Source organism: Pseudomonas defluvii, from assembly GCF_001695625.1.
Taxonomy (GTDB): domain Bacteria; phylum Pseudomonadota; class Gammaproteobacteria; order Pseudomonadales; family Pseudomonadaceae; genus Aquipseudomonas; species Aquipseudomonas defluvii.
Genome location: NZ_MBPN01000014.1, coordinates 18918 through 44453, shown reverse-complemented (window position 1 = coordinate 44453; position 25536 = coordinate 18918). Strand labels below are relative to the sequence as shown.

21 protein-coding genes are annotated in these 25536 nt (G+C 60.6%); 14 read left to right on the top strand and 7 right to left on the bottom strand.

The features are described 5' to 3' along the window. The first annotated feature begins 7 nt into the window (after positions 1 to 7). From nuoN to trhP, 3 genes are all read left to right on the top strand, one after another. A complete protein-coding gene (gene nuoN, locus EKA13_RS06215; RefSeq protein ID WP_065758530.1) occupies positions 8 to 1483 on the top strand; it encodes an NADH-quinone oxidoreductase subunit NuoN in 1476 nt (491 codons plus the stop codon). Positions 1484 to 1618: 135 nt separating this feature from the next. Next, a complete protein-coding gene (locus tag EKA13_RS06210; RefSeq protein ID WP_065758529.1) occupies positions 1619 to 3721 on the top strand; it encodes a TonB-dependent receptor family protein in 2103 nt (700 codons plus the stop codon). 124 nt (positions 3722 to 3845) lie between these two features. Continuing rightward, the gene (gene trhP, locus EKA13_RS06205) at positions 3846 to 5165 is read left to right on the top strand and encodes a prephenate-dependent tRNA uridine(34) hydroxylase TrhP (protein ID WP_065758528.1); all 1320 of its coding nucleotides are present in this window, start codon (positions 3846 to 3848) and stop codon (positions 5163 to 5165) included. Positions 5166 to 5205: 40 nt separating this feature from the next. Here the strand turns inward: trhP and EKA13_RS06200 are convergent, their stop codons facing one another. Next, positions 5206 to 5394, bottom strand: a complete 189-nt coding sequence (locus EKA13_RS06200; protein ID WP_065758527.1) for a hypothetical protein — start codon at positions 5392 to 5394, stop codon at positions 5206 to 5208. A gap of 149 nt (positions 5395 to 5543) precedes the next feature. On the opposite strand from EKA13_RS06200, the gene EKA13_RS06195 reads away from it, so the two are divergent. The 4 genes from EKA13_RS06195 (at position 5544) to EKA13_RS06180 (ending at position 8027) form a co-directional block, all read left to right on the top strand. Next, complete coding sequence (locus EKA13_RS06195) at positions 5544 to 6005, top strand: hypothetical protein (RefSeq protein ID WP_065758526.1); 462 nt, start codon at positions 5544 to 5546, stop codon at positions 6003 to 6005. Between the two features lie 301 nt (positions 6006 to 6306). Next, complete coding sequence (locus EKA13_RS06190) at positions 6307 to 6696, top strand: Mor transcription activator family protein (protein WP_065758525.1); 390 nt, start codon at positions 6307 to 6309, stop codon at positions 6694 to 6696. Between the two features lie 46 nt (positions 6697 to 6742). Then, positions 6743 to 7387, top strand: coding sequence for a DUF2589 domain-containing protein (locus EKA13_RS06185; protein WP_065758524.1), 645 nt, complete (start codon positions 6743 to 6745; stop codon positions 7385 to 7387). 67 nt (positions 7388 to 7454) lie between these two features. Continuing rightward, positions 7455 to 8027 carry a DUF2589 domain-containing protein gene (locus EKA13_RS06180; protein WP_065758523.1) on the top strand — a complete coding sequence of 191 codons (573 nt, stop codon included), beginning with the start codon at positions 7455 to 7457 and terminating at the stop codon, positions 8025 to 8027. A 1-nt stretch (position 8028) separates the two neighbouring features. Here EKA13_RS06180 and EKA13_RS06175 read toward each other — a convergent pair whose 3' ends face one another. The 3 genes from EKA13_RS06175 to EKA13_RS06165 all read right to left on the bottom strand — a co-directional run bounded on the left by EKA13_RS06175 (position 8029) and on the right by EKA13_RS06165 (position 14153). Further along, complete coding sequence (locus EKA13_RS06175) at positions 8029 to 11703, bottom strand: translocation/assembly module TamB domain-containing protein (protein ID WP_065758522.1); 3675 nt, start codon at positions 11701 to 11703, stop codon at positions 8029 to 8031. Beyond that, positions 11700 to 13439: an autotransporter assembly complex protein TamA gene (locus tag EKA13_RS06170; protein ID WP_065758521.1), complete on the bottom strand. Its 1740-nt coding sequence runs from the start codon at positions 13437 to 13439 to the stop codon at positions 11700 to 11702. The genes EKA13_RS06175 and EKA13_RS06170 overlap by 4 nt, the downstream gene beginning before the upstream one ends. A gap of 63 nt (positions 13440 to 13502) precedes the next feature. After that, on the bottom strand, positions 13503 to 14153 hold the full coding sequence (locus tag EKA13_RS06165) for a GNAT family N-acetyltransferase (protein ID WP_065758556.1): 651 nt from the start codon (positions 14151 to 14153) through the stop codon (positions 13503 to 13505). 160 nt (positions 14154 to 14313) lie between these two features. Here EKA13_RS06165 and xthA point away from each other — a divergent pair, with 160 nt between their 5' ends. After that, positions 14314 to 15126 carry an exodeoxyribonuclease III gene (xthA, locus tag EKA13_RS06160; protein ID WP_065758520.1) on the top strand — a complete coding sequence of 271 codons (813 nt, stop codon included), beginning with the start codon at positions 14314 to 14316 and terminating at the stop codon, positions 15124 to 15126. A 113-nt stretch (positions 15127 to 15239) separates the two neighbouring features. Here the strand turns inward: xthA and EKA13_RS06155 are convergent, their stop codons facing one another. Next, positions 15240 to 15662: a hypothetical protein gene (locus EKA13_RS06155; RefSeq protein WP_125862916.1), complete on the bottom strand. Its 423-nt coding sequence runs from the start codon at positions 15660 to 15662 to the stop codon at positions 15240 to 15242. 308 nt (positions 15663 to 15970) lie between these two features. Here EKA13_RS06155 and EKA13_RS06150 point away from each other — a divergent pair, with 308 nt between their 5' ends. Next, positions 15971 to 17293 (top strand): substrate-binding domain-containing protein, encoded by a 1323-nt coding sequence (locus tag EKA13_RS06150; RefSeq protein ID WP_065758518.1) that lies wholly within the window; start codon positions 15971 to 15973, stop codon positions 17291 to 17293. On the opposite strand, the gene EKA13_RS06145 is transcribed toward EKA13_RS06150, so the two are convergent. Beyond that, positions 17287 to 18519, bottom strand: coding sequence for an acyl-CoA dehydrogenase (locus EKA13_RS06145; RefSeq protein ID WP_065758517.1), 1233 nt, complete (start codon positions 18517 to 18519; stop codon positions 17287 to 17289). The two genes, EKA13_RS06150 and EKA13_RS06145, sit on opposite strands and share 7 nt — an antisense overlap. Before the next feature lie 137 nt (positions 18520 to 18656). Here EKA13_RS06145 and EKA13_RS06140 point away from each other — a divergent pair, with 137 nt between their 5' ends. The 5 genes from EKA13_RS06140 (at position 18657) to mapR (ending at position 24628) form a co-directional block, all read left to right on the top strand. Next, positions 18657 to 19583: a LysR family transcriptional regulator gene (locus tag EKA13_RS06140; RefSeq protein WP_065758516.1), complete on the top strand. Its 927-nt coding sequence runs from the start codon at positions 18657 to 18659 to the stop codon at positions 19581 to 19583. A gap of 94 nt (positions 19584 to 19677) precedes the next feature. After that, positions 19678 to 20103: a MerR family transcriptional regulator gene (locus EKA13_RS06135; RefSeq protein WP_065758515.1), complete on the top strand. Its 426-nt coding sequence runs from the start codon at positions 19678 to 19680 to the stop codon at positions 20101 to 20103. After that, a complete protein-coding gene (locus tag EKA13_RS06130) occupies positions 20100 to 20999 on the top strand; it encodes a hydroxymethylglutaryl-CoA lyase (RefSeq protein ID WP_065758514.1) in 900 nt (299 codons plus the stop codon). The genes EKA13_RS06135 and EKA13_RS06130 overlap by 4 nt, the downstream gene beginning before the upstream one ends. Positions 21000 to 21766: 767 nt before the next feature. After that, entirely contained in the window at positions 21767 to 23179 is a 1413-nt protein-coding gene (gene ccoG, locus EKA13_RS06125) for a cytochrome c oxidase accessory protein CcoG (RefSeq protein ID WP_065758513.1), read from the top strand. Positions 23180 to 23218: 39 nt separating this feature from the next. Then, the gene (gene mapR, locus EKA13_RS06120; RefSeq protein WP_065758555.1) at positions 23219 to 24628 is read left to right on the top strand and encodes a GntR family transcriptional regulator MpaR; all 1410 of its coding nucleotides are present in this window, start codon (positions 23219 to 23221) and stop codon (positions 24626 to 24628) included. Between the two features lie 12 nt (positions 24629 to 24640). Here the strand turns inward: mapR and EKA13_RS06115 are convergent, their stop codons facing one another. Then, positions 24641 to 25387, bottom strand: a complete 747-nt coding sequence (locus EKA13_RS06115) for an SDR family oxidoreductase (RefSeq protein WP_065758512.1) — start codon at positions 25385 to 25387, stop codon at positions 24641 to 24643. Between the last annotated feature and the right edge of the window lie 149 nt (positions 25388 to 25536).

The window sequence follows — 25536 nt, the reverse complement described above, 5'->3', positions numbered from 1 at the left end:
GAGCGCTATGGACCTGACGATTCAACACTTTATCGCGCTTGCGCCGCTGCTGATTACCAGTATCACCATTGTTGTGGTGATGCTGGCCATCGCCTGGCGCCGCAATCACTCGCAAACCTTCCTGCTGTCGACCGTGGGCCTGAACCTGGCCCTGCTGTCGATTATTCCAACCCTGAAAGTCACACCCCTGGCGGTTACCCCGCTGCTGACCGTCGACAACTTCGCCTGCCTGTACATGGCGCTGATCCTGGTCGCCACCCTGGCTTGCGTTACCCTCGCCCACGCCTACCTGGGTGAAGGCAAAAGCGGTAAAGGCTACCCGGGCAACCGTGAAGAACTGTACCTGCTGATCCTGATGGCAGCCCTCGGTGGCCTGGTACTGGTCTGTGCACAGCACCTGGCCGGCCTGTTCATCGGCCTGGAGCTGCTCTCGGTACCGGTCTATGGCCTGGTGGCTTACGCGTTCTTCAACAAGCGTTCGCTGGAAGGCGGCATCAAGTACATGGTGCTGTCGGCCGCAGGCTCGGCCTTCCTGCTGTTCGGTATGGCCCTGCTGTACGCTGACGCTGGCAGCCTGACCTTCACCGGTATTGGCAAGGCACTGGCAGCCACTGGCATGCCAAGCCTGCTGGCCCAGCTGGGCCTGGGCATGATGCTGGTTGGCCTGGCATTCAAACTGTCGCTGGTACCGTTCCACCTGTGGACCCCGGACGTTTACGAAGGTGCGCCAGCACCGGTCGCAGCGTTCCTGGCCACCGCCAGCAAGGTTGCAGTGTTCGCCGTCGTCGTACGCCTGTTCCTGATCTCGCCGGCGGCCAGCAGCGGCGTACTGACCACCGTGCTGTCGGTGATCGCCGTCGCCTCGATCCTGATTGGTAACCTCTTGGCGCTGACCCAGAGCAACCTCAAGCGTCTGCTCGGTTACTCGTCCATCGCCCACTTCGGTTACCTGCTGATTGCCCTGGTGGCCAGCAAGGGCCTGGCGATGGAAGCCATCGGCGTGTACCTGGTCACCTACGTGATCACCAGCCTCGGTGCCTTCGGTGTGATCACCCTGATGTCGTCGCCGTACAACGGCCGTGACGCTGACGCCCTGTACGAGTATCGCGGCCTGTTTTGGCGCCGTCCGTACCTGACCGCCGTACTGACCGTGATGATGCTGTCGCTTGCAGGTATCCCGCTGACCGCAGGCTTCATCGGCAAGTTCTACATCATTGCGACCGGTGTCGAATCGCAGCTGTGGTGGCTGGTCGGCGCCCTGGTACTGGGCAGCGCCATCGGCGTGTTCTACTACCTGCGTGTCATGGTTACCCTGTACCTGATCGAACCAAACCTGCGTCGTCACGATGCCCCGCTGAACTGGGAACAGCGCACTGGCGGCGTCATGCTGCTGGCCATCGCGATCCTGGCCTTCGTGCTGGGCGTGTACCCGCAGCCGCTGCTGGACATGGTCCAACACGCCGGGTTTCAGCTGATCGGTTGATCGCCCAGGTAACAATCGCTTCAGTAACAACAGACACCCCGCCTCGGCGGGGTGTTTTGTTTTCCGGGCAACGACTGTGCTTCGTCTTGTAGTTGCGGCGTCAGATAGCCGCCTCATAACCTGGAATTCTTGATAATGCGATCCACCCTCCCCCGCTCTCCACTGGCGCTGCTGTTCGTCTGCGCCACCACGGTACAGGCCGACGACGCTGTCGAACTGGGTCAGGTGCTGATTCAGGAGCAGGAACAGAGCGAACTGGCGTCGGCCAAAGAGCGCCTGCAGCGGGTGCCGGGCGGGACCAATCTGGTGGATATGCAGCAGATCGAGCAAGGCAGGGTTGCCAGCAACCAGGATGTGCTGGCCTACCAGCCCGGTGTATTTGCGCAATCCGCCGGTAATGATGGGGTCAAGTTGTCAATTCGAGGCTCGGGCATCAACCGCGCACCGGGCAGCCACGGTTCGGGGGTGTACACCCTGCTCGACGGTCTGCCACTGACTGGCCCCGGTGGTACCCCCTACGAACTGTTCGAACCGCTGTGGCTGAGCCGCGCCGAAGTGCTGCGCGGCGCCAATGGCTTCGACAAGGGCGCGCTGGCATTGGGCGGAGCCATCGACTACATCACCCACACCGGGTATGACGCTGCGCCCCTGCAAGTTCGTTTTGAAGCCGGCAGCCGTGGCTACATGAAGCGCCAGATCAGTTCCGGCCAGGTGCTGGGCGACCTGGACTACTACGTGGCGGCTACCGACTCGGCATACGACGGTTATCAGGATCACAGCAGCGGCAGCAGCAAAGGCATCGCTGCCAACGTCGGCTACCGCTTCAACCCGAACCTGGAAACCCGCTTCTACCTGCGTTATCGGGAAACCGAGAACGACCTGGCCGGTCGCCTGACCAAAGCACAGATCAAGCATGATCCACGTGCTGCGAACCCGGTCTACCTCTCCCGTGACGCCAGCCGCCCACAGCCGGGCAGCACCTGGCTGGCGAACAAGACCACCTTCTTTCTGGATGACGATTCACGCCTGGAGGCCGGGTTGGTGTATCACGACTACCCGATGGACCTGCGTGAAGGCCTGAACCGCCTGAAAGTGGCCTACACCGATGTCAGCGGTACGTTGAACTACTTCCGTCGAGACACCCTGTTCGACCGCGAGAGCAACACCTCGATCGGCTGGCGTTCGACCAAGCATCTGCCCAATAGCGGCGCATCCGAGTATGTACGGGTGCAACAGGGTACTAACCTCAACACCCCAATCGGTACGAAAACCTGCGACTTCAGCTATCAGGGCTCCGACAACGTATTGCACGCCAGCAACGAACTGGAACTGGTGCCGGACCTGTGGCTGACCACCGGCCTGGCGCTGATCTACACCCGCCGGGAAAGCGATGTCAGCTATCCCGCCGATGGCGGCAAGGTCAGCCAGCACGACTGGGACTATGCCCCGCGCGTCGGTCTGCGTTACGCCTTCAACCCGCAGTTGGAGGTCTACGGCAACCTCAGCCGCTCGGTCGAGCCGCCACACCCATGGGCGTTGATCTGGAGTGCCAACGAACGCTTCACCAGCGGCCCGGCCGCCAAACTTCAGAAAACCCCCGTCGAACTGCAGAATCAGACCGCCACCACCCTTGAACTCGGCGCTCGTGGCGACTCGGCACTGGGGCGCTGGGATCTGGCCTGGTACTACGCAGCGGTACGCCATGAACTACTGGCAGTCGAAACGGTGCCTGGCAATCCGCCCACCGAAATCAACGCCAGCCCTACGATCCACCAGGGCATCGAAGCCGGCCTGGACAGCCTGCTCTGGGAGCGTGCTGCCGTGGGTAAGGTGTCATTGCGTCAGGCCTACACCTTCAGCGATTTCCACTACCGTGATGACGACGCCTTCGGTGACAACCGCTTGCCCGGCATTCCGATGCATTTCTACCAGGCCGAGGTGCGCTTCGATCACCCGACGGGCTTCTATGCCGGGCTCAATACGCAGATGGCCTCCAAGGTACAGGTCGACTACGCCAACTCTTACCCCGCCGATGCCTATGCACTGCTCGGGGCGACATTTGGCTTCAACGCGCCGAAAAACGACTGGCAAACCTGGCTGGACCTGCGCAACCTGACCAACAAGCGGTATGCCGCCACCGTGACGCCGGGCTACAACGACCACGGCAAAGACATCGCCCGCTCGACACCCGGCGAGGGCTTCGGGGCCTACGTTGGCGTGTCCTACAGCCTGCACTGAACCATTACCCATAGTGGGGCCACCTGATCCTGTGGCCCCGCACCCGGGCATTGCTGTAGATCAATAAAAGCAGCGGCGCAGTGAGGTAGCCTCTGCGCCTTTTTCAGCTGCGACCCGATCTCCCATGACCAGCCTCGCCAAACCCGAATTACTTGCCCCTGCCGGCACCCTCAAGAACATGCGCTATGCCTTCGCCTATGGCGCCGACGCGGTCTATGCCGGGCAACCGCGCTATAGCCTGCGGGTGCGCAACAACGAATTCGACCATGAGAATCTGGCCATCGGCATCAAGGAAGCCCAGGCCCAGGGCAAGCAGTTCTATGTGGTGGTCAACATCGCACCGCATAACGCCAAGCTGAAAACCTTCCTCAAGGACCTGGAGCCGGTGATCACCATGGGCCCGGATGCACTGATCATGTCCGACCCCGGCCTGATCATGCTGGTTCGTCGGCATTTCCCCGAGATGCCGATTCATCTTTCCGTACAGGCCAACACGGTGAACTGGGCCAGCGTGGAGTTCTGGCGTGGGCTGGGCCTGACCCGGGTCATCCTGTCCCGCGAGTTGTCGCTGGAGGAGATCGAGGAAATTCGCCACCAGGTTCCCGAAATGGAACTGGAGGTGTTCGTTCACGGCGCGCTGTGCATGGCGTATTCCGGGCGCTGCCTGCTGTCCGGCTACCTCAACAAGCGTGACGCCAACCAGGGCTCATGCACCAATGCCTGCCGCTGGAAGTACAGCGCCACACCGGCCACGGAAAATGTAACCGGTGAGATCGTCCGCGAAGTCGAGCCGACACTGGGCCTGGGCGCGCCGACCGATGAAGTCTTCCTGCTGGAAGAAAGCAACCGTCCTGGCGAAGAGATGCCGGCATTCGAAGACGAGCATGGCACCTACATCATGAACGCCAAGGACCTGCGGGCGGTACAGCACGTCGGGCGCTTGACCAAGATGGGCGTTCACTCGCTGAAAATCGAGGGCCGCACCAAATCGCACTTCTATTGCGCACGCACCACTCAGGCCTACCGCCAGGCAATTGATGATGCCGTAGCAGGCCGCGAGTTCGACCGCTCGTTGATGCTCAATCTGGAGTCACTGGCGCAACGGGGTTACACCGAGGGGTTTCTGCGCCGCCATGTGCATGACGAGTATCAGAACTACCAACGTGGCAACTCGCAGTCTGAGCGCCAGCAGTTCGTTGGCGAGCTGACCGGTGAGCGGGTCGATGGGCTGGCCGAAGTGCAGGTGAAAAACCGCTTTGGCCTTGGCGATCACCTTGAACTGATGACGCCACGTGGCAACTACCATTTCGACTTGCATCAGTTGCGCAATCGCCAGGGCCAACCGATCGAGGTTGCCCCTGGCGATGGCCATACCGTCTACCTGCCGATTCCTGAGCAGGTCAACCTGGAGTACGGCCTCCTGCTGCGTGACCTGACCCTGTAACCGCCGGTGTCGGCCAGCCTCAGCGCTGGCCGACCTGGAATCAGAGTTTGACCTTGCGGCGCATGATGCCGTTGACGATGACCACGACGACCGCCACGCCGATGGCGATGTACTGGAACACCTTTTCGCTGATCACACCGTCTTTCTGCAGGTAGGACAGCCCCAGCATGGTTGCCAGCACCAGCAGGGACAACAGGATGGAGTATTTAAGGCGTTGGCCTTGAGTCATGTGGGTTTCCTTGACGCGTGGAAGACAAAAATCAAACGCGAATAATACAACGTCCAATCCTCTCACAAGGATATTTTCCCGGTTCTGCCCTACCGACCAACTTGCAAACATGAGCGCTCAAGCACTAACGTCCCTCGCGGAGCATCCTCATGCGCATACCCCACCTGCTCAGTACAGTCGGCCTGCTGGTCTGTATTGAGGCTCAAGCACTGCAAACCATAGACCTCGACCCCTCGCACCTGAAAGCACTCGGAACCGGCCTGGCGAACAGCGCAGGCAACAGCCAATGGCAGCAATTGTGGCAACGTTCTCGACAGGCCGGGCACCTGGGTAGCCCGGAAACACGCGAAGCCTTCACCATCCCCATGCAGGAAATACCGTCACTGGTAAAAGCCACGCTGGCATCGGCTGAACGGGTTCAAGGGTTGAAAAAAACCCAGGCGTTGTACCGACGCGACTTCGCACCTCAGGTCGTCGGCGCACGCGGCAACAGCCCACTCACCGCTGTCTGCCTATGGGTTGATTGGCGTTCCTTCCCCGACAATGCGCTGCCTCGCCAAACCGCATTGATGGCTCAGGTCAGCCTGTTGGTCACCCACCCTTGCGACTGACGCTGGTAGCGCCAAGCAGCGGCTATGCCGTTGTGGTGGCGGGCCGAAAACCGGGGCTTTGCGCCCGTTGCGCCGCGGAATACCCACATCCCTTCGCCATTTTTCCCACCGAACATAAGCAGGAACAGCTACTGGTACAGACCCGCTTGCTACCTAGATCTTTTGTCGCGCAGTGCCCGAGAATCAACCCATGACGCCGACCAACGCAGCCAGCCGATACGGCACTGCTGATCACGCTGAATGCTGACGGCTAACACCTACCGCAGGCCCAAATGGCTTGCTCATTGACAAGGAAGTGATCATGGAACTCTGCGACCTGAACCGTATCGACATCACCCAACTGCCTCATTCCCTGCAAGCCTTGATCGCGTGTGTCGGGCTGGAAAGCGCGTATCGCTTGACCTGCATCTACGGCGGCAGGCCCAAGTACATTCCCAAGCACCCAGGCCGCACCACGCTGGCCGATGTACTGCCCAATGAACAGCTTGAGGCCTTGATCAAACGCTATGCCGGTACGGCCCTGGAGATTCCCAAACCCGACCACTTCAACCGGCAACTGCGCAACCAACAGATTCAACAGGAAAGCTCGCACGGCCTGTCCCGTAGCGTGCTGGCCGACAAATACGGCCTGAGCCTGCGCCAGATCGGCAATATCCGGCGTCAAGAGGCTCACGCCCGCCACACCGCGTAACGGTAACCGCGCACTCACGCGCACTTCACGATAAGGAAATCTCACCATGGCAACTATCGATAACAGCCTCATCGGCTCGGTCATGAACGCACTGCCACTGGACCGGATGATCTCCGGGCCACTGCAGGCCATGATTCAGGCGCAGGTTAGCGCCAGTAAATCCTACGCAGACTTCCTCATGGGCGTCTGTATCCAGGATGGCAAGGCTGTCGCCATCCAATTCGACTATGAAGAAACTCTCACGGACGAACAGGGTGTCTATCAGGGTACCGTCGCCAAGAAAATGCAGATCCCTCTGCTGGCGGCCATCACCCACCCGAACATCGCCATTGAAGAAGGTAACATCGAGTTCGAGCTGACCATCAGCCAGCAGGCCGAAAGCAGCTCTGAAACCGGTGGCAGCGCTGAGTTTGGCGCTTCCATTGGCTGGGGCCCGTTCAAGATGAGCGTCAAAGGCCAGGTCAGCCACAAGTCAACACAAACTCGCAAGACCGACACCCGCGCGCGTTACGCGTTCAACACCCGCGTCAAACGCCAGGATCCGCCAGAAGCCTTGATGCGCGTCATCGACTTCCTGACCGATGCCGCCACCAAGCCGGTCATGCTTCCCAACACCGAGGCGCAGAACAAGGACGCCTTGCCTGAATCCAAACTGCCAATGCCAGACCAGGTACAACAAACCACTAACTGACACGCGACAACAGGTTCCGCTCTGATGAGCGGAGCCTCCCCGTCCCTCGCCAAAGGAGCCCAGCCTCTTGGAACGCAGTCCTAACGACAAAGAGCCCCTTGCCACCTGCGACCTGGCTGACATTACCCGAGGTCTGCAGGACGCCGCAGCGGCGGCGAACAACCTGATCGCACAACAGTACATCAAGCTGTTTGACCAGTTTTTTGACTATGACGCCGAAGCCTTGGGCGCCCCGATGAAAGCCAAGATGGTTGATGTCGCCATGGATGACCGACATACCTTGAGCATCCCCCTGATCACGCTGGTGTCACCACGCGGCCTGGCCCTGGAGCGGATGCAAGTCGACCTCTCGGTAAAGATCCAGAACACCGAACTGGCCGATGCAAGCCATGTACTGGAAAACAGCGCACTCAAGCACGAACGGTTCATGGTCACCGTAGGCGCTCAGAACAAGCGCCAAGGCGATCATCGTGACCCGGACGAAGTACAGATTCGTATGCAGTTTCAGGCCTGCGAACCGCCCGAGGCATTGAATCGTCTGATCGAAGAGTACACCCAACTGATTACCCCCTGCCGCCAGCCCGATCCTGCACCGCCATCCGCGGACAACGAGTTCATCGCCGCTGCAACCGTTCGCTGACTCAGAAGTCGCGTTTGTAAAACAGATCAAGCGAACTGGCGATCCCACTGGCGGCTTCCAGGTAGAGCTTTTTACTCAACAGGTAGCGCAAGGCAATGGTGTTGGCCGGTTCGAATACGCCCACGCCATAACGCAAGCTCAGGCGTTCCGTCAGGTTGCCGCTGGCGACCACGCTGGTGCTGGCGCCGCTCCCCTGAGTGTCGAGTTGGAAGTCGTCGATACCGAGGCTTTTCGCCAGGCTACCGGTCAGGTCCGAACTGCCCGCCAGCCCCAAGCCCAGCGCCGCTTGTGCAAGCATGTTGTTGTCCTCACCGGTACTGCCCAATGGCCGCCCCAATACCAGATACGACAAGGCCTGCTCCTGGCTCATGGCCGGCTCGGAAAACACCTGGGTGGTCGGCTGTTCAGCACTGCCACTGAGGCGAATACCCGCGATCACGTCATCGGTTTTGCGTACGGCCTCGATGTCCAGATACGGCTGATCGATAGGGCCTGCAAACAGCAATCGCGCACGGCGGATAGTCAAGCGCTGGCCATAGGCGCGATAACGGCCATCAACCAGGCTCAGCTCACCACGGGTGTCGAGGTTGTCGCCGATATGCACGGCACCCCGCAGGTTGGCACTCAAACCAAACCCTCTGAACGACAGCTTGTCCTGCCCTACCTCGACGTCGACGTCCATGGCCATCGCCAAGGGGGCCTGACCCGCTTCGGTCTGGTGGCCGACGATCACCGTATCATCGGATACCTTGACGGTGGATGGCGGCAACTCGCGGATGCTGATCTTGCCCTTGGGCACCAGCACTTTGCCTGTGATTGCCAGCTTGTCGCCTTGCAGGCCGATGTTCAGGTCCGGGGCTACCTCCAGCACGGCGTAGGGCTCGACGTTGACTGGCAAGCGCTGGCCATGAACACGCAGGTCGACCGCCAACGCGCGCGCCCAGCCGATCTGACCACTCAACTGTCCCTGGCCAGTCTCGCCACTTTTCCAGTCACCCTGCAACTGAACCTGCTCACCGGCGATCACGGCACGCAAGGTCAGCTCACGCAGGCTGATGGGCAGTTCTGCACCGCTGGCCTCGCCCTGCGAAAGGGTCAGGCTACCGTTGACCTGTGGCGCCAGCAACGTGCCGGACAACCTGCCGCTGCCATTCAACTGGCCGGCCAAGCGCTCGACCATCGGAACAAAAGGCCGGGCGATGGAAAGGTCCAGGCCATTCAAACTGAACGTGCCACTGACAGGTTTGTTTTTCGCAAGCGGATCAAGACGCGTGTCCAGGGTCAGCTCACCCAGTCGCTCGGCACGAAACGCCAAACGGGAATCTACCCGCCGTGGGCCCAAGGTGCTGTCCAGGCGCAGGGTCTGGTAAGGGAAATCCAGCCACTGGCCTTTCTCGCGCAACCTCAGGGTGCCACCACTGGCATCAACCTGAACCCGTCCCTTGGGCCCGCTGGCCGGCAGGTCGAGGTTGATATCGGCATTGAGTTGGCCGCTCCAGGCAAAGTCTTTCGGCAACCATTGGGCCAGGCTCTGCAACGGGAACTGCTTGAGGTGATAACGCAGCTTGGGCTCGGGGGCCAGGCGCTGGTCTTCGCCGCACAGGCTGGCATCACCCGAACGCCAGCAATGAGCAAAGAAGTCAATCTGGCCATTCGCCAGGCGCTGTAGCCGGGCTGGGGCCTGTAACTGCCAATCCTGGCCTCCGGCCTGGATACGCCCACTGGCCAGGCGCCCCCGCCAGTTGTCTTTGTCCAGCTGACCGTCCAGTTCGAGGTCAAGCACCAGTTGCGGCCCCTTCAGGCCCAGGCGCAATTGCTGTTGACGCCTGTCGCCCTGCCCCTTGGCAGTAAGCGTACCCAATCCCGTTTCACCCAACTGGATCGCACCGGCCTCCAACTCAATCCGTACACGTTGTGCCGAGTCCATCTGCGCGCTGAGATCCAGGCGTTGCAGATGGTTCTGGGCCTGGGCCAACTGCTGCCCTTGCACGGTCAATTGCCCTTGTGGGGCCTTGAGTGTGCCCGCAACGTCCAGGCGCCCTTTCAAACGCCCCTGCAGTTGCGGCCAGAGCTGCCCTAAACGGGGCATGTCGAGGTCGAGCTGGCCGGCCAGACGCTGCTGAAGGCTGCCGCTACCGTTGATACGGTTGTCCCCCAGCCGAATGTCCAGGGTGCCCAAGGTCCACTGTTCCCCTGCACCGCCAGCCTTGGCCTGAAGCAGCGCCGGCTGGCCACGCAGGCGGCCCTTGAGGTTTACGTCGGCATCCAGCCGCAGGTGGCCATCCTTGAACTCGCCCGTGCTGCGCAACGGCCCAGCCAATGTACCGGGCAACTCGGCCAGCCAATACGCAGGATTAAGCGCGGACAACTCCAGTGCCGTATCCCAGGCAATGCCTTGAGCGAACTGCACCCGCAGGTTACCGGCGGCCTTACCATGCCCCGCACTCAGAACAAGCTGCGGCAAGTCGATAGCCGTGAGATCGCCCTTGAACGGGCTGCTGATCTTGAACGCACCGGCCGGGCCGTCCAGGTCACCGGCAAAATCCCCTTCGTAACGGCCTTCCTGGTAACGGACCTGGCCATTGAAACGACGCAGGGTGACCTGCGGCGCGTCATCCAGCGGGTAAAGGCGCAACCAGGGGAAGTCCAGCCACTCAAGCTGAGCGCTGGCCTTGATGCTCTGTTGCCAGTCGGCGGTGGCCTTGAGCCTGAGGTACTGTTCTGCGGAAGCGTTCAGGTCGAGCGCTGACAGTTCGGCACCACGGGCATCGACCCGGCCTTGCAGGGCCAGGGCGATCGGGCCCTGCGAGGCCGGCAGGCTGGCATTGCCCGCAAGCCGGTAACCCGCGCTCAGGTCGCCTTCACCGGTCAGCAACACCTGATTGAGCTGCAGGGTATCCGGCAGGTCGGCGCTCGCCTTGAAGGCGTCGGCGCTGATACGCACCTTGGCCGGCAGGTTCGCCGCCAGCGGCTGCAACTGCCCATCGAGTCGTCCCTGCAAATAGCCCGTACTGTCCGCGCTTACCCGCAACGTCTGCTGCAGGTCACCGTCCACCTTCAGGGCCAATTGCCACGGCTGCCCATCCACTACAGGCAATTGCAGTTGGCCGCTGGCCTGCATGGGCCAGTCGCCTTCAGGCTTCAGCATCCCCTGCAGGGCCAGGTGCAGATCCTCGCGCTGAACCTGCAGGCGATCAATACGCAGGCCCTCGACGCTCCAACGCGCCGCCAGTTGCAACTCACTCAACTGCTCATTGCCATCCAGCGTCAGTCGACCAATCTGTAGCTCACCCAGCTCGATGTTCAGCGGCAATGCCAAGGCCGGCAACTGCAGCGGGCCGCTGTCTGTCGAGGGCTCGCCGGGGGCAAACGCCAGGTCCACCCGCTCGGCGCGTAGCTGGGTTACGCATAACGTCATTCGCAACAGGCAGGCGGGCGACCACGCCAGCAACGGCTGCGTCAACTCGACCCGGTTACCCGACTGCTCCCACAACAGGCGCTTGGCCTGCCACTGCCCTGCCAGCCGCCCTTGGAACTCGTCCAGTTGCAACCCTGGCACCCGGTTCAGTACCCAACGGCTGCCCGCCTGCGTACCCAGTACAGCGGCCACACCGAAGACCACAATCAGCAGTAGGCCGACCAGGCCGATGGCAATCCCTTTAAACACACGACTCACAGTTCCGGCCCCATGGAAAAGTGCAAACGAATACCGCCCTCGTCATCCAGCGCGTGGGCGAGGTCCAGGCGCAGTGGGCCCACCGGAGATACCCAGCGCACACCAAGACCGACGCCGGTCTTGAGGCTAGGCAGTTCCAGACTGTTGAATGAGTTGCCTTGATCGACGAAGGTCGCCACGCGCCACTTCTCGGCAATCGAGTATTGGTACTCAACACTGCCGGCCACCAGGTAGCGGCCACCGATACGGTCACCGTCCGAGTTCTTCGGCGACAGCGTCTGGTAGTCGTAACCGCGCACGCTCTGATCGCCACCGGCGAAAAACCGCAACGACGGCGGCATTGATTTGTAGCCGTTGGTGGCGCTGCCGCCAAACTGTACCCGGCCCAGGAAACGGTGGTTCCGCCCAAGGGTGGTCAAGCCCTTGAGCAGGACATTGCCATGCACCAGATTGGTGTCCGAGAGCAGGCCTTCCTTCGCGACCTGCGTGTCGAACTGCAGGCGGTAGCCATTGTGCGGATCAATGCGGTTGTCGCTGCGCAGGTAGGCATAACTGACACCGGGCATCAGCAGGTTGCTCAACCCGGAGTCGTCACCCAGGCGATACTCTTCACGCTGCCATTTCAGCGAGATCACCCGCTGCCAACCACTGGGCAACTTGCTGTGCCATTCCGGGCCTACCGTCAGCAGCTTACTGAGGCTGTCGGTATTGGCGATTTCTTCGTTCTGGTAACCGCCGGCAAAACGAAACTTGTCGGTCAGCGGAGGATCCAGAGGCACGTCGTACCACAGGCCGACGTTCTGCCGGGGGGCCGATACCTCGGTCTCGATACCGTAGCTATGACCTTCAGGGTTAACCCAATGGCGCGTCCAGTTAGCCTTGGCACGAGGCCCGACGTCCGTCGAAAAACCCAGGCCCAAGCCCATGGTACGGGGCTTGCGGGTCTGCAACTGAACCGCCACCGGGATTGTCTGGCCGACGGCTGCCGTCGGTGCCGCATCGACACGCACCCTCTCGAAGTAACCACTGGACTGCAGCGCATTGTTGAGCTCGGCGATCAGCTCAGAATCATAGGGCGCACCTTCCTGGAACGGCACCATCCTGCGCAACAGGTCCTCATCGAACGGGCTGTCACCGGTAAACTGGACCTTGCCCAGGGCGTAGCGCGGGCCACTGTCGTAGACCAGCTCGATATCAGCGACCCCAGCCAGTGGATCGACCGTCAGACGTTGCCGGAGAAACCGGCCACTGAAGAAGCCATAGCGGGAAGCCTGGTTCTGAATCAGCCGCTTGGCGTCCTCATAATGCCCATGATTGAGCACTTCGCCCGAGCGCAAGTAACGGCTATTTGGAATCCGAAAGGCTTTCAGTTCACTGGCCGGCCCTTGAATACGTACCGTGATGTCGCGAATCCGGATTGGCTCGCCCGGCTCAACGGTCATCACCAGGCGTGGCCCCTTGTTCGCCTTGGCCGGGGGTTTGATCTCGGTTTCGATATGGGGCTGGTAGTAACCCAAGGCCTGGGCCGCTTTTCTGGCCTGCTCGACGGCACCGCGACTGAAGCGCATCAAAGCCTCTTCGTCACGGTCACCCAGGCTACCAATGTAACCTTCGATATTGTCCTTGAGCTCGCTGTTGGCAGGCTTTATCCGAACGACCAGTTCACTTTGTGCACAAACGGCGAAGCTGGCGATGCATAGAATCAAACCACAGGTAAAAGGTGCTAAATACGTCATAAGCACCGATGCTACCAGAGCTTTACGGCAGCCGGGCGACCGCGGCCATCGCTCATTGCTCGATTACGCCCCGATTTGCCGGGAATGCTGGGGGTTCGGGTGAAAAAAAACGTGCTCACGAACAGGCCCTACCGCAATTTCACCAATCTCCTGATAGCCCTGCCGCGCATAAAACGCCAGGTAATGCTCATTGCCGGTGTCCAGAACAATCCCTTGAGAGTGCTCATCTTCGGCACACCAGTCGTGCAACGCCTGCAGTAACTGTTCACCAAAGTGCTGGCCCTGAAACTGCGGATGGACACCCAGCAGCGGCAACATGTGAACCGCGTCAGTGGGTAGGCAGGCCATCAGTGCCGCCTGGTAATCCAGGTAACGGCGCGTGCAGTTGAACCCGGTGCTCAGCAACATGCGCATACGCCAGGCCCAGCTTTCCGTGACGCTGAGCCGACGTTGTGGTGGTGCAATCAGTGCAACGCCAATCAAACGCTCCCCGATCAGCAACCCCAACGCGGGCAGTTCTTGATAGAAGTGCTGCTGCACCAGCTCTCGCACCGTGGCGCGGATGCGGTGGTCGTAACCAGGGCGCGCCGCTTCGAACAGGTAGGCAAAGGTCGGCTCGCGGCGGTAGGCATGGTAAAGCAACGAGCGGGTTTCATGACTGTAGCCCCCATCGAGCAAGCGGACTTCAGCCGTAACAGCAGTCGATTCGGACATCGTGAAAACCTCCAGGCCTGGGCATTCATTGCCAGTGAGGTACTCGCTACGCTGGCGCGCCCTCGTGAAGCACGTTAGCAGGCGATCGACAGGGCCGCCACGCTGGTCGTGGCCGACGATGTCAGCTAGCATCCTGACTTTTACCAGGATTGTTGCTTCCATGAAGATCGTCTCGTTCAACATCAACGGCCTGCGCGCCCGGCCCCATCAGTTGGCCGCGTTGATCGAAAAGCACCAACCGGACGTGATCGGCCTGCAAGAAACCAAAGTGGCTGACGAGCAATTCCCACTGGCTGAAGTTCAGGCGCTGGGCTACCACGTGAACTTCCATGGTCAAAAGGGCCACTACGGCGTCGCCCTGCTCTCGCGCCAAGCGCCATTGAGCCTGTTCAAGGGCTTCAGTACCGACGAGGAAGACGCCCAGCGCCGTTTCATCTGGGGCACCTTCGCCGACGTCGATGGCACACCGATCACCATCATGAACGGCTACTTCCCCCAGGGTGAAAGTCGCGACCACCCCACCAAATTTCCGGCCAAACAGCGTTTCTACAGCGACCTGCAAACCCTGCTTGAAAGCCAGTTCCAGAACCAGCAGCCCTTGGTGGTAATGGGCGACGTGAACATCTCCCCGGAAGACTGCGACATTGGTATCGGCCCGGACAACGCCAAGCGCTGGCTCAAGACCGGTAAATGCAGCTTCCTGCCGGAAGAGCGCGAGTGGATGGCACGGCTGAAAAACTGGGGCCTGGTCGACAGCTTCCGCCACCTGAACCCTGACGTTTGCGACCGTTTCAGCTGGTTCGACTACCGCAGCCGTGGTTTCGAGGATGAACCCAAGCGTGGCCTGCGCATCGACCTGATCATGACCTCTCAAGGGCTGCTGCCACGGCTCAAGGATGCAGGCGTCGATTACGAACTGCGCGGCATGGAAAAGCCCTCGGACCACGCACCGATCTGGCTGGAATTGAGCTAAGCCCCGCCCCTGGCTTGCCTGCATCCCACATGTGGGAGCGGGCTTGCCCGCGATGCAAACACCGCGAACGCCAAGGCACCCCACCGACACCCGGTGGCAGACAACGCCGATGTTCAGTCCAGCTTGAGCTGGCTGATCGTGTCTTTATCAGCGTCCTTGTACTGCTGCGCCGTCATCTCTTCAAGATTGTCGACCGTGCGTTCATAGCTGTCTGCGGACGCACACACGTGTGCCTCAAAACGACTGGGGCCGCGGCTGTCCGGATCCTCGGCCAGGCGCTTGGCTTCAAGCGCTTCACAGTGTTCCGTGTACTGCGCAAGGTTCGCCTTCGATGACTCAAGATGAGCCGCCTGATCCTTTTCGGCTTGCGCCAGGGCCGCCTCATCCTGTTTTTCACGGATATCCGCAGCAAGGTCCAGGACATCCTCGGCGTCCTTGCCATCCAACGCCTTGGCCATTCGCGCGCGGTCAAGCCCATATGCTTCCCTGACCACTGTCAGCGCCCGATCAAACGCCGCTTTCTGCTCCAGGTCCAAGCCCTGACTTATGGCCACCATCGACGCAGAAAATGATGCTTCACTGGTACTGTCGACGTGCGTCGCACACGCCGCAAGCAGTGCAAAGGAAGAAACCAGTAACGTCACGCTTAACCGTTGCAGCATCGGTCGATCCTCACGTCAGGCGTTTGGCCACAGGGAACCACGCAAAATGCGTGTTTCTCAGAGGGTAGTAGCAATGTTGCCGGCGTACCATTCAGCCAAGATCCTCTGACCCTTCGTCATCTTGCGGTCATCGTATTGTCTTAATCTCCCGGCACGACCTATAGCCGCGAGCACCCACTGGCATGTTCCCCCTTGTTTTTCGGCTGCTCCTCAGCCTGTTAGCCGCCCTCCCCATCGCCGCGCACGCCGGGCAAACGGTACTACGCCTGCAGGGTTCCAACACTATCGGCAGCGTGCTGGCGCCAGCCTTGGTGCGCGGCATGCTGCAAGCGCAAGCCGTGCAGGACATCCAGATCCTGCCCGGCACGGTTGCCAACGAAGTCCAGGTACAAGGCCACACTGCTCAGGGCGAGTTGATCCAGGTGAACATTGCGGCCCACGGGTCGAGCACCGGTTTTACCGCGCTTAAAAACGGTGACGCCGACCTGGCGGCGGCCTCGCGCCCGATCAAAGACAGCGAACTGGTCGACCTGGAAGCGCTTGGCGATCTGAAAAGTGCCGATGCCGAGCAGGTGATCGCCCTTGATGGCATGGCGGTAATCGTCCACCCGGACAATCCCTTGCCACAATTGACCACCGAACAGTTGGCAAAAATTTTCGCTGGCCGCATTACGACCTGGGACGCGCTAGGTCTCGGCAGCGGGCCGATCCGCTTGTACGCTCGCGACGATCGCTCCGGTACGTTCGAGACGTTCAAGAGCCTGGTACTCGACCCCCATGATCTGACGCTGGCAACCAGTACCACACGGTTTGAGTCGGGTGAGCAGTTGGCCGCCGAAGTTCGTCGTGATCGTCAGGCAATCGGTTTCAGCAGCCTGAGCTCAGTGCACGGCGCCAAAGTCCTGGCCATCGCCGACGGCGCGGCGAGTGCGATGTTGCCGACACCCGGGCTGATCGCCAGCGAAGATTATCCGCTGGCCCGTCGGCTGTATTTCTACCTGCCACCCGGCCAGCACAACCCCTGGGCCCAGGCGCTGATTCGCTTTGCACAAAGCGAACCCGGCCAGGCCATCGTCACCGCCAGCGGCTTCATTGCCCAGACCATCCAGGCGATGCCGGTACGGGCCAATGCCGAGATGCCTGCGGCTTATCGAGGTCTGCTTGAACAGGCACAACGGCTCTCGGTGAACTTTCGCTTCGCCGAAGGCAGCGCCACGCTGGACAACAAGGCGCAAGCCGATCTGCAACGGGTGGTCGCGTACCTCAAGCGCACCGGCAAGCTCGACCAGAAGATCAGCCTGGTGGGGTTCGGCGATGCCAAGAGCGACCCGGCGCGCGCCACCCTGCTGTCCAAGTTGCGCGCCATGGCCGTGCGCCGCGAGCTGGCCCGGCAAGGCGTGACCGCTCGGGAGATCCTTGGCCTGGGCGCCGAACTGCCGGTAGCGGCGAACGACCAGGACGAAGGCCGAATCCGCAACCGCCGGGTCGAGGTCTGGGTTTACTGAGGCTCGCTGCGAAGTGGCTCGCGCGGTACGTACTTGCCGATCTCGTACTTGCCGATCGCGGCGCGGTGGACCTCATCCGGGCCATCGGCCAATCGTAACGTGCGCTGCATGGCGTACATGTAGGCCAGCGGGAAGTCACCGGAAACGCCAGCCCCGCCATGTATCTGAATGGCCCGATCGATCACCTTCAACGCAACGTTTGGTGCCACCACCTTGATCTGGGCGATCTCGCTGCGGGCCACCTTGTTACCCACCGTGTCCATCATGTAGGCCGCCTTGAGGGTCAACAGTCGGGCCATGTCGATCTCCATCCGCGAATCAGCGATCTTGTCGATGTTACCGCCCAGCCGCGCCAGCGGTTTGCCAAAGGCGTTGCGCGCCACTGAACGCTTGCACATCAACTCCAGGGCACGCTCGGCCATACCGATCGAACGCATGCAGTGGTGAATGCGGCCTGGGCCGAGACGGCCCTGGGCAATCTCAAAACCCCTGCCCTCGCCCAGCAATACGTTGTCGTAGGGTACGCGGACATTCTCGAAGAGCACTTCAGCATGACCATGGGGCGCATCGTCATAACCGAACACCGGCAACGGCCTGACAATGTTCACCCCGGGGGTATCGGTAGGTACCAGGATCATCGAGTGCTGTTGATGACGTGGCCCTTGCGGGTTGCTCAAGCCCATGAAGATCATGACCTTGCAACGCGGATCACAGGCGCCGGAGGTCCACCATTTGCGCCCATTGATCACCCACGCGTCGCCATCGCGCACCGCCGTAGCTTGCATATTGGTGGCGTCAGAAGATGCCACGTCCGGCTCGGTCATGGCGAACGCAGAACGAATCTCGCCACGCAACAAGGGCACCAGCCACTGCTGCTTATGCGCCTCACTGCCATAGCGCACCAACACTTCCATGTTGCCGGTGTCCGGCGCAGAGCAGTTGAATGGCTCCGGCCCCAGCAATGAGCGGCCCATGATTTCGGCCAACGGCGCATATTCCAGGTTGGTCAGCCCCGCCCCCAGTTCCGACTCAGGCAAGAACAGGTTCCACAGGCCTTCAGCCTGAGCCCTGCGCTTGAGTTCCTCCATGATTACAGTCGGCTGCCAGCGATCACCCTCGGCGACCTGACGCTCGAAGACCGCTTCGGCCGGGTAAACATAGGCATCCATGAACGCCATGACGCGCTCGCGCAACGCCTGGACCTTGGGTGAATAGGCGAAATCCATCGGCAGTACCTTCTGCGTAAAAAGGGGCTGAGCAGACTGTAGTTCACCGGCCAAAATCCACCTAGCCTATTCTCACCGTGTATAAACATTCATAAGCGATATATGATCAGCAGATAACACCTACAAGAGCAGCGCCCATGAACCTGAACAAGGTCGATCTCAATCTGTTTATCGTCTTCGATGCGATCTACACCGAAGCCAACCTGACCCGCGCCGGGCAGATCGTCGGCATTACCCAGCCAGCGGTCTCCAACGCCCTGGCACGGCTGCGTGATACCTTCAACGATCCCTTGTTCGTGCGTACCGCTCAGGGCATGGTGCCTACCCCCATGGCCCAGAACATTATCGGCCCGGTGCGTAACGCCCTGTCGTTGCTGCGTGTGTCGGTACAGGAGAGCCGGATCTTCAACCCCCTGCAGGCGAACAAGACCTTTCGTATCAGCATGACGGACCTGACCGAAGCGGTGATTCTGCCCCCCTTGTTCCAACGCCTGCGGCGTCTGGCCCCGGCAGTGGCCATCGAAAGTTTCCTCTGCAAACGCCGAGAGACCACCAAGGAGCTGGCGGCCGGGCGCCTTGACTTCGCCGTCGACGCGCCGCTCAACACAGACCCGCAAGTGCGTCATGTAAAACTGATGCAAGACCAGTACGTCTGCGCCATGCGCGAGGGCCACCCGCTGGCCAAAGACACGCTCAGCCTGGATGAATACATGGGCCTGACCCACATCCACATTTCCAGCCGCCGCAACGGGCTGGGCTATGTCGACCTGGCACTGGGCAAGATGGGCTTGCAACGCAAGATCGCCCTGCGTTCACAACATTACCTGATGGCCTCGCAGGTGTTGCAACAGACCGACATGGTGATGACCGTGCCAGAACGCTTTGCTCGGCTCCATCATCTGAATTTCACACCACTGCCGGTCAACGATGTTCCGCCGCTGGAAACCCACCTGTACTGGCATGAGAGCACGGACCAGGACCCCGCCAACCGCTGGATGCGCGAGCAGATCATCGAGTTGTGCCAACGGGTCGTCGCGCAAGAAACGCAGCCCGTACACGCCTGAACTCAAACCCTGTCGCATGCACAATCACAATCCAGCTTGACGTATACGTAAAGCTGCCTTTAGGTTTAGCGCATGCACCTAGCCGAGCCTTGCCATGAGTAGCCAGACCTACAGTATTTCCGACCTTTCCCGCGAACTGGACATTACCACCCGTGCCATTCGCTTTTATGAGGAGCAAGGACTGCTCAGCCCCGAACGCCGGGGCCTGGAGCGTATCTATACGGCTCGCGACAAAGTCAGCCTGAAGCTGATCCTGCGTGGCAAGCGAATCGGCTTTTCGCTGGCAGAGTGCCGCGAGCTGATCGAGCTCTACGACCCCAGCAGCGGTAACCAGAAGCAGCTCAACAGCATGTTGGCAAAGATTGCCGAGCGGCGCGCCCAGCTTGAGCAGCAGTTACTCGACATCCAACAGATGCAACTGGAACTGGACACCGCCGAAGAGCGCTGCATACAGGCGCTGGCAACCACCCTGAACAATCAGAAAAGCGCCGTTGAGGCCTCACAGGAACCCTCCCAATGACAATGCCCGAGAATGTCCGCCTGGTCGAAGTCGGCCCACGCGACGGCCTGCAGAACGAAGCCCAGCCGATCAGCGTGGCAGACAAGGTACAGCTGGTCGATGACCTGACTGCTGCGGGGCTTGGTTACATTGAAGTCGGCAGCTTTGTCTCACCGAAGTGGGTACCGCAAATGGCGGGTTCCGCCGATGTGTTCGCGCACATCAAACAAAAAGCCGGCGTGACCTACGCCGCCCTGGCACCGAACCTGCGCGGTTTCGAGGACGCACTGGCCGCCGGAGTCAAGGAGGTCGCGGTATTCGCGGCGGCCTCTGAAGCCTTCTCGCAGCGAAACATCAACTGCTCGATCAGCGAGAGCCTGCAACGCTTCGTACCGATCATGGAAGCCGCACGACAGCACGGCGTGCGTGTACGCGGCTATGTGTCGTGTGTACTGGGCTGCCCTTATGAAGGTGCGGTAAGCGCCGAGCAAGTGGCCCCGGTAGCCCGCGAGCTTTACGACATGGGCTGCTATGAAGTCTCGCTGGGTGACACCATCGGTACCGGCACCCCAGGCGCAACCCGCCGGATGTTCGAGGTGGTTGGTGCGCAGGTACCACGGGCACAACTGGCCGGGCACTTCCATGACACCTATGGCCAGGCACTGGCCAACGTCTATGCCAGCCTGCTGGAAGGGATTGCCGTGTTCGACAGCTCGGTCGCAGGGCTGGGTGGCTGCCCTTATGCCAAGGGCGCCAGCGGTAACGTGGCCAGTGAGGATGTGCTGTACATGCTTCAGGGCCTGGGCATCAAGACCGGTATCGACCTGGACGCACTGATTGCAGCCGGCCAGCGGATCAGCAACGTTCTGGGCCGCGCCAGCGGTTCACGTGTTGCGCGTGCACGTAACGCCCAGTAATCCCGTGACGGTAACAGCCGGCCTCGCAGCCAGTGTTACCGCCCCCACATTTTTCAGGGAAAAAACGGGTAACACAGAAACAAATCGACAGATTCTCCCGGCCAACCTTTTCAACAAAATCTCTAAACCATTGATTTTATTGAGTTTTAAAAAGTTGGCACGCCACCTGCTATATGTTCGGTACAACAACAATAAAAAATGCGACAACCCAATAAAAATAAGACGCAACGACTCTGGCATAACAAGAACAACCACGGCAGAGACGCAGCTAACAGATTTTTTTGGAGATGATGTGCTTTTCGGGGGCGTGCCCCCACGACCAGGCAGAGAACAATAAAACTACCCCAAGGTAGCGCCCGTCAGGTTGTATCAGCAATGATGAAAGCAGATCAGCGCTCAAAAAAATACGTTTGCTCTTGATCCCGGATGGGGATCGCCCGCAACACAGAGGTCGTGGCCGACAAAAACAACAAAAGGCCACCCTCACAATAATAAAAAGAGCACGCAACAATCTTTGAGGGGAGCCTAGGCTCCCCTCAGTGCTTCCTGCCTCCTCAAAAATCGCCCACAGATCCACGCCTCTGCAACGGGTGCGGTGGATAGTCGCAGGCACGTCGCGCACAACGGCCCGAGCCAGGCAATCTGCGGCCTGCGCCCCCACCCAACTGAATCTGATACGGTTTTTATCGCAATACCTGAGCCTGTTATGCAAACAGAACGCTCGCCATAGTGCTCTGGCCTGATCGAGGCCTGATGAGCGACGAACCATGAGCGATAGAATCCCCGTCCAGATCGTTGAGATTGCCGAGCCCTCCCCCTTCAAGAAGAAGGCCGCCAGCAGCGACGGACATATCCACACCCGCAGCTTCACCGGCCTGTTCCGCAACCTGCGCATCGGTGGTGCCGGCTTTCTTTTCCTGCTGTTTTTCGGCACGGTCTGGTTGAACTGGGGCGGTCGTCAGGCCGTGCTCTGGGACCTGGCCGAAAGCAAGTTCCATATTTTCGGTGCCACGTTCTGGCCGCAGGATTTCATCCTGCTTTCGGCATTGCTGATCATCTGCGCCTTTGGCCTGTTCGCCATTACCGTGTTTGCCGGGCGCATCTGGTGCGGTTATACCTGCCCGCAAAGCTCCTGGACGTGGATCTTCATGTGGTGCGAGAAGATCACCGAAGGCGAGCGCAACCAGCGAATCAAACTGGATGCTGCGCCCTGGAGCCTGAACAAGCTGGCCCGCCGTTCAGCCAAGCACACCCTGTGGCTGGCCATAAGCGTACTGACCGGGCTGACCTTTGTTGGCTACTTCACGCCGGTCCGGCCACTGGCCGAAGAACTTTTCAGCTTGCAACTGGGCGGCGTCAGCCTGTTCTGGGTGCTGTTTTTCACCGGGGCAACCTACATCAATGCTGGCTGGCTACGTGAAGCCGTCTGCATGCACATGTGCCCCTACGCCCGCTTCCAGAGCGTGATGTTCGACAAAGACACCCTGACCGTCGCCTATGACCCGCGACGCGGCGAGTCACGCGGCCCACGCAAGAAAGACGTCGACCACAAGGCCAAGGGCCTGGGCGACTGCATCGACTGCCATATGTGCGTACAGGTTTGCCCCACCGGCATCGACATCCGCGATGGCCTGCAAATGGAGTGCATCGGTTGTGCGGCCTGCATCGACGCCTGCGACTCGATCATGGACAAGATGGGCTATGACCGTGGCCTGATCGGCTACAAGTCCGAACACACCCTGCAAGGGGGCAAAACCCATTGGCTGCGCCCACGCTTGCTCGGCTACTGCACCGTGCTGGTGGTGATGATCGGTGCCCTGGTGATTGCCTTGAACCAGCGCCCAATGGTCTCGCTCGATGTCAGCAAGGACCGCGGCCTGTTCCGGGAAAACAACCTGGGGCAGATCGAGAACATCTACACCCTCAAGGTCATCAACAAAACCCAACAGCGCCAGCATTACCGCCTGCGCCTGGTCGACAGCGAAGGCTTCGTGCTCCACGGCCAGACCGAGTTCAACCTGGCACCGGGCGAGATCAGCGACTTGCCGGTCTCGGTGGCCATGCTCGCCGACCGTCCGGACAGCAGCGCCCAGGAGATCAGTTTCGAGGTTGTCGACAGCGATGAACCCAGCGTACGCAGCGTGGCCCGCAGCCGCTTTGTTGCGCCTTTGAACCGCTGATCACATACACTCCGTGTACCCAGAACCTGCCGAGCCATGATGAAACGCTACGAGAAATTCGCCGACGATATTGCCGAACTGATCCGTTCCGGGGTGCTCGGCCCTGGCCAGCGAGTACCGTCGGTGCGCTATGCCAGCCAGACCCACGGCGTCAGCCCGTCCACGGTGTTCCAGGCGTATTACCTGCTGGAGCGTCGCGGGCTGATCCGCGCCCGGCCACGTTCCGGCTATTTCGTTAACGCCCACGCACCACGCCAGTTCAATGAGCCGCAGATCATCGAGCAGGCCACCGAGTCCACCGAAGTTGACGTCAGCGAACTGGTGTTCTCCATCCTCGACTCGATCAAAGACCCGCAAACCGTCGCCTTCGGCTCGGCCTTCCCGAGCCCGAACCTGTTCCCACTGCCGCGCCTGGCCCGCTCGCTGGCCAGCGCCAGCCGGGAAATGGACCCACGCATGGTGGTCACCGACCTGTCGCCAGGCAACCCGCAACTGCGGCGGCAGATAGCCCTGCGCTATATGGTCGGCGGCTTGATGCTGCCGATGGAGGAGCTGCTGATCACCAACGGCGCCCTGGAGGCGCTGAACCTGTGCCTGCAAGCCGTCACCGAACCCGGCGATCTGGTAGCGATCGAGGCACCTGCGTTCTACGCCTGCCTGCAGATTCTTGAACGGTTGAAACTCAAGGCCGTGGAAATTCCCGTTCACCCACGCGAAGGCATCGACCTTGGCGTCCTCGCCCAGACACTGGAGCGGCATCCGGTAAAAGCCTGCTGGTGCATGACCAATTTCCAGAACCCGGTGGGCGCCAGCATGCCGGAGGAGAAGAAGAAACAGTTGGTGGAACTGCTGCGTCAGCATCAGGTGCCACTGATTGAAGATGACGTCTACGCCGAACTCTACTATGCCCAACAGGCACCGAAACCGGCGAAGGCGTTCGACACCGATGGCCTGGTGATGCACTGCGGTTCCTTCTCCAAAAGCCTGGCACCGGGGTATCGCATCGGCTGGGTGGCCGCCGGACGCTACGCCCAGAAGATCGAACGGCTCAAGCTGATGACCTCGCTGTGCGCCTCAATGCCGGCGCAGGCAGCCATTGCCGACTACCTGCAGCACGGCGGCTATGACCGCCACCTGCGCAAACTGCGCTATGCCCTGGAAGAACAGCAGAGCGCCATGCTCGCGGCCATTGCCAGGCATTTTCCGGCACAAACGCGGGTCAGCCACCCGGATGGAGGCTACTTCCTGTGGCTGGAATTGCCGGAGCAGATGGACTCTCTGAAGCTCTTTCAGATGGCCTTGGCACAAGGTATCAGCATTGCACCGGGGCCGATTTTCTCAGCCACTCAGCGCTTTCGTAACTGCATACGATTGAACTACGGCAGCCCTTGGACCGAGCAATCGGAAAAGGCCATGGAGACACTGGGGCGAATCGTCCGCTCGTTCTGATCTGCAGGCGCGTCAGCGCCCACCCCCCAACTCGATAAAACTGCCGGTGGAATAGGACGCCTTGTCCGACAGCAACCAGATAATGGCCTCGGCCACTTCTTCAGCCCGCCCGCCGCGCCCCATGGGGAGGCTGGCCTCCAGCGTGCTGACCCGGTCCGGGTCGCCACTGAGCGCGTGGAAATCGGTGTGAATGTAGCCAGGACGCACGGCGTTGACCCGCACACCGTCACTCGCGACCTCCTTGGCCAGCCCCACGGTAAACGTGTCCAGCGCACCTTTGGAGGCGGCATAATCGACATATTCGTTGGGCGAACCGAGCCGGGCGGCCACTGAAGATACGTTCACGATACTGCCCCCCAGCCCGCCATGGCGGGTCGACATGCGCTGCAGCGCATGTTTGGCGCAGAGCATAGGCCCCACCACATTGGTCTTCATCAGCTTGAGCAGACGGAACTCGGACATGTCCTCAAGCCGGCTGGTGTGCCCGATGGTCCCGGCGTTGTTGACCAGCGCCGTCACCCGCCCCAACTCACTGTCGACCCGATGAAACAACTGGATGACTTCATCTTCGACACTGACATCGGCGCGAACGGCAATCGCCTCGGCACCCAACTCACGGACCTCAGCCAACACACGCTCGGCCGCCTCATCGTCGGCGTGATAGTTGATGCAAACCCGATAGCCCTGAAGCGCCGCAAGACGTGCGGTAGCGGCACCGATGCCACGGCTTGCGCCGGTTATGACGATGACTTGCTGCATGAAAACCCCTTGCCCAAATAACCTTTGCTTAATTAAGGCTAACGCCCCGATCAGGCCGCTGACAACACCTTACAAACCTGTAATCCAACGCTCAGCTTTCTGACAGGCCAAACGGGCTAGAATCGAGCCCTCAGCGTGATCGCTGTCTC

Coding starts and splice junctions, on each gene's coding strand:
- EKA13_RS06195 (WP_065758526.1), top strand. CDS start 5,544: ATGCGCATACCCCACCTGCTCAGTACAGTCGGCCTGCTGGTCTGTATT.
- EKA13_RS06150 (WP_065758518.1), top strand. CDS start 15,971: ATGTTCCCCCTTGTTTTTCGGCTGCTCCTCAGCCTGTTAGCCGCCCTC.
- mapR (WP_065758555.1), top strand. CDS start 23,219: ATGAAACGCTACGAGAAATTCGCCGACGATATTGCCGAACTGATCCGT.
- ccoG (WP_065758513.1), top strand. CDS start 21,767: ATGAGCGATAGAATCCCCGTCCAGATCGTTGAGATTGCCGAGCCCTCC.
- EKA13_RS06165 (WP_065758556.1), bottom strand. CDS start 14,153: ATGTCCGAATCGACTGCTGTTACGGCTGAAGTCCGCTTGCTCGATGGG.
- EKA13_RS06135 (WP_065758515.1), top strand. CDS start 19,678: ATGAGTAGCCAGACCTACAGTATTTCCGACCTTTCCCGCGAACTGGAC.
- EKA13_RS06170 (WP_065758521.1), bottom strand. CDS start 13,439: ATGACGTATTTAGCACCTTTTACCTGTGGTTTGATTCTATGCATCGCC.
- nuoN (WP_065758530.1), top strand. CDS start 8: ATGGACCTGACGATTCAACACTTTATCGCGCTTGCGCCGCTGCTGATT.
- EKA13_RS06200 (WP_065758527.1), bottom strand. CDS start 5,394: ATGACTCAAGGCCAACGCCTTAAATACTCCATCCTGTTGTCCCTGCTG.
- EKA13_RS06210 (WP_065758529.1), top strand. CDS start 1,619: ATGCGATCCACCCTCCCCCGCTCTCCACTGGCGCTGCTGTTCGTCTGC.
- EKA13_RS06145 (WP_065758517.1), bottom strand. CDS start 18,519: ATGGATTTCGCCTATTCACCCAAGGTCCAGGCGTTGCGCGAGCGCGTC.
- EKA13_RS06115 (WP_065758512.1), bottom strand. CDS start 25,387: ATGCAGCAAGTCATCGTCATAACCGGCGCAAGCCGTGGCATCGGTGCC.
- xthA (WP_065758520.1), top strand. CDS start 14,314: ATGAAGATCGTCTCGTTCAACATCAACGGCCTGCGCGCCCGGCCCCAT.
- EKA13_RS06190 (WP_065758525.1), top strand. CDS start 6,307: ATGGAACTCTGCGACCTGAACCGTATCGACATCACCCAACTGCCTCAT.
- EKA13_RS06130 (WP_065758514.1), top strand. CDS start 20,100: ATGACAATGCCCGAGAATGTCCGCCTGGTCGAAGTCGGCCCACGCGAC.
- EKA13_RS06140 (WP_065758516.1), top strand. CDS start 18,657: ATGAACCTGAACAAGGTCGATCTCAATCTGTTTATCGTCTTCGATGCG.
- EKA13_RS06185 (WP_065758524.1), top strand. CDS start 6,743: ATGGCAACTATCGATAACAGCCTCATCGGCTCGGTCATGAACGCACTG.
- trhP (WP_065758528.1), top strand. CDS start 3,846: ATGACCAGCCTCGCCAAACCCGAATTACTTGCCCCTGCCGGCACCCTC.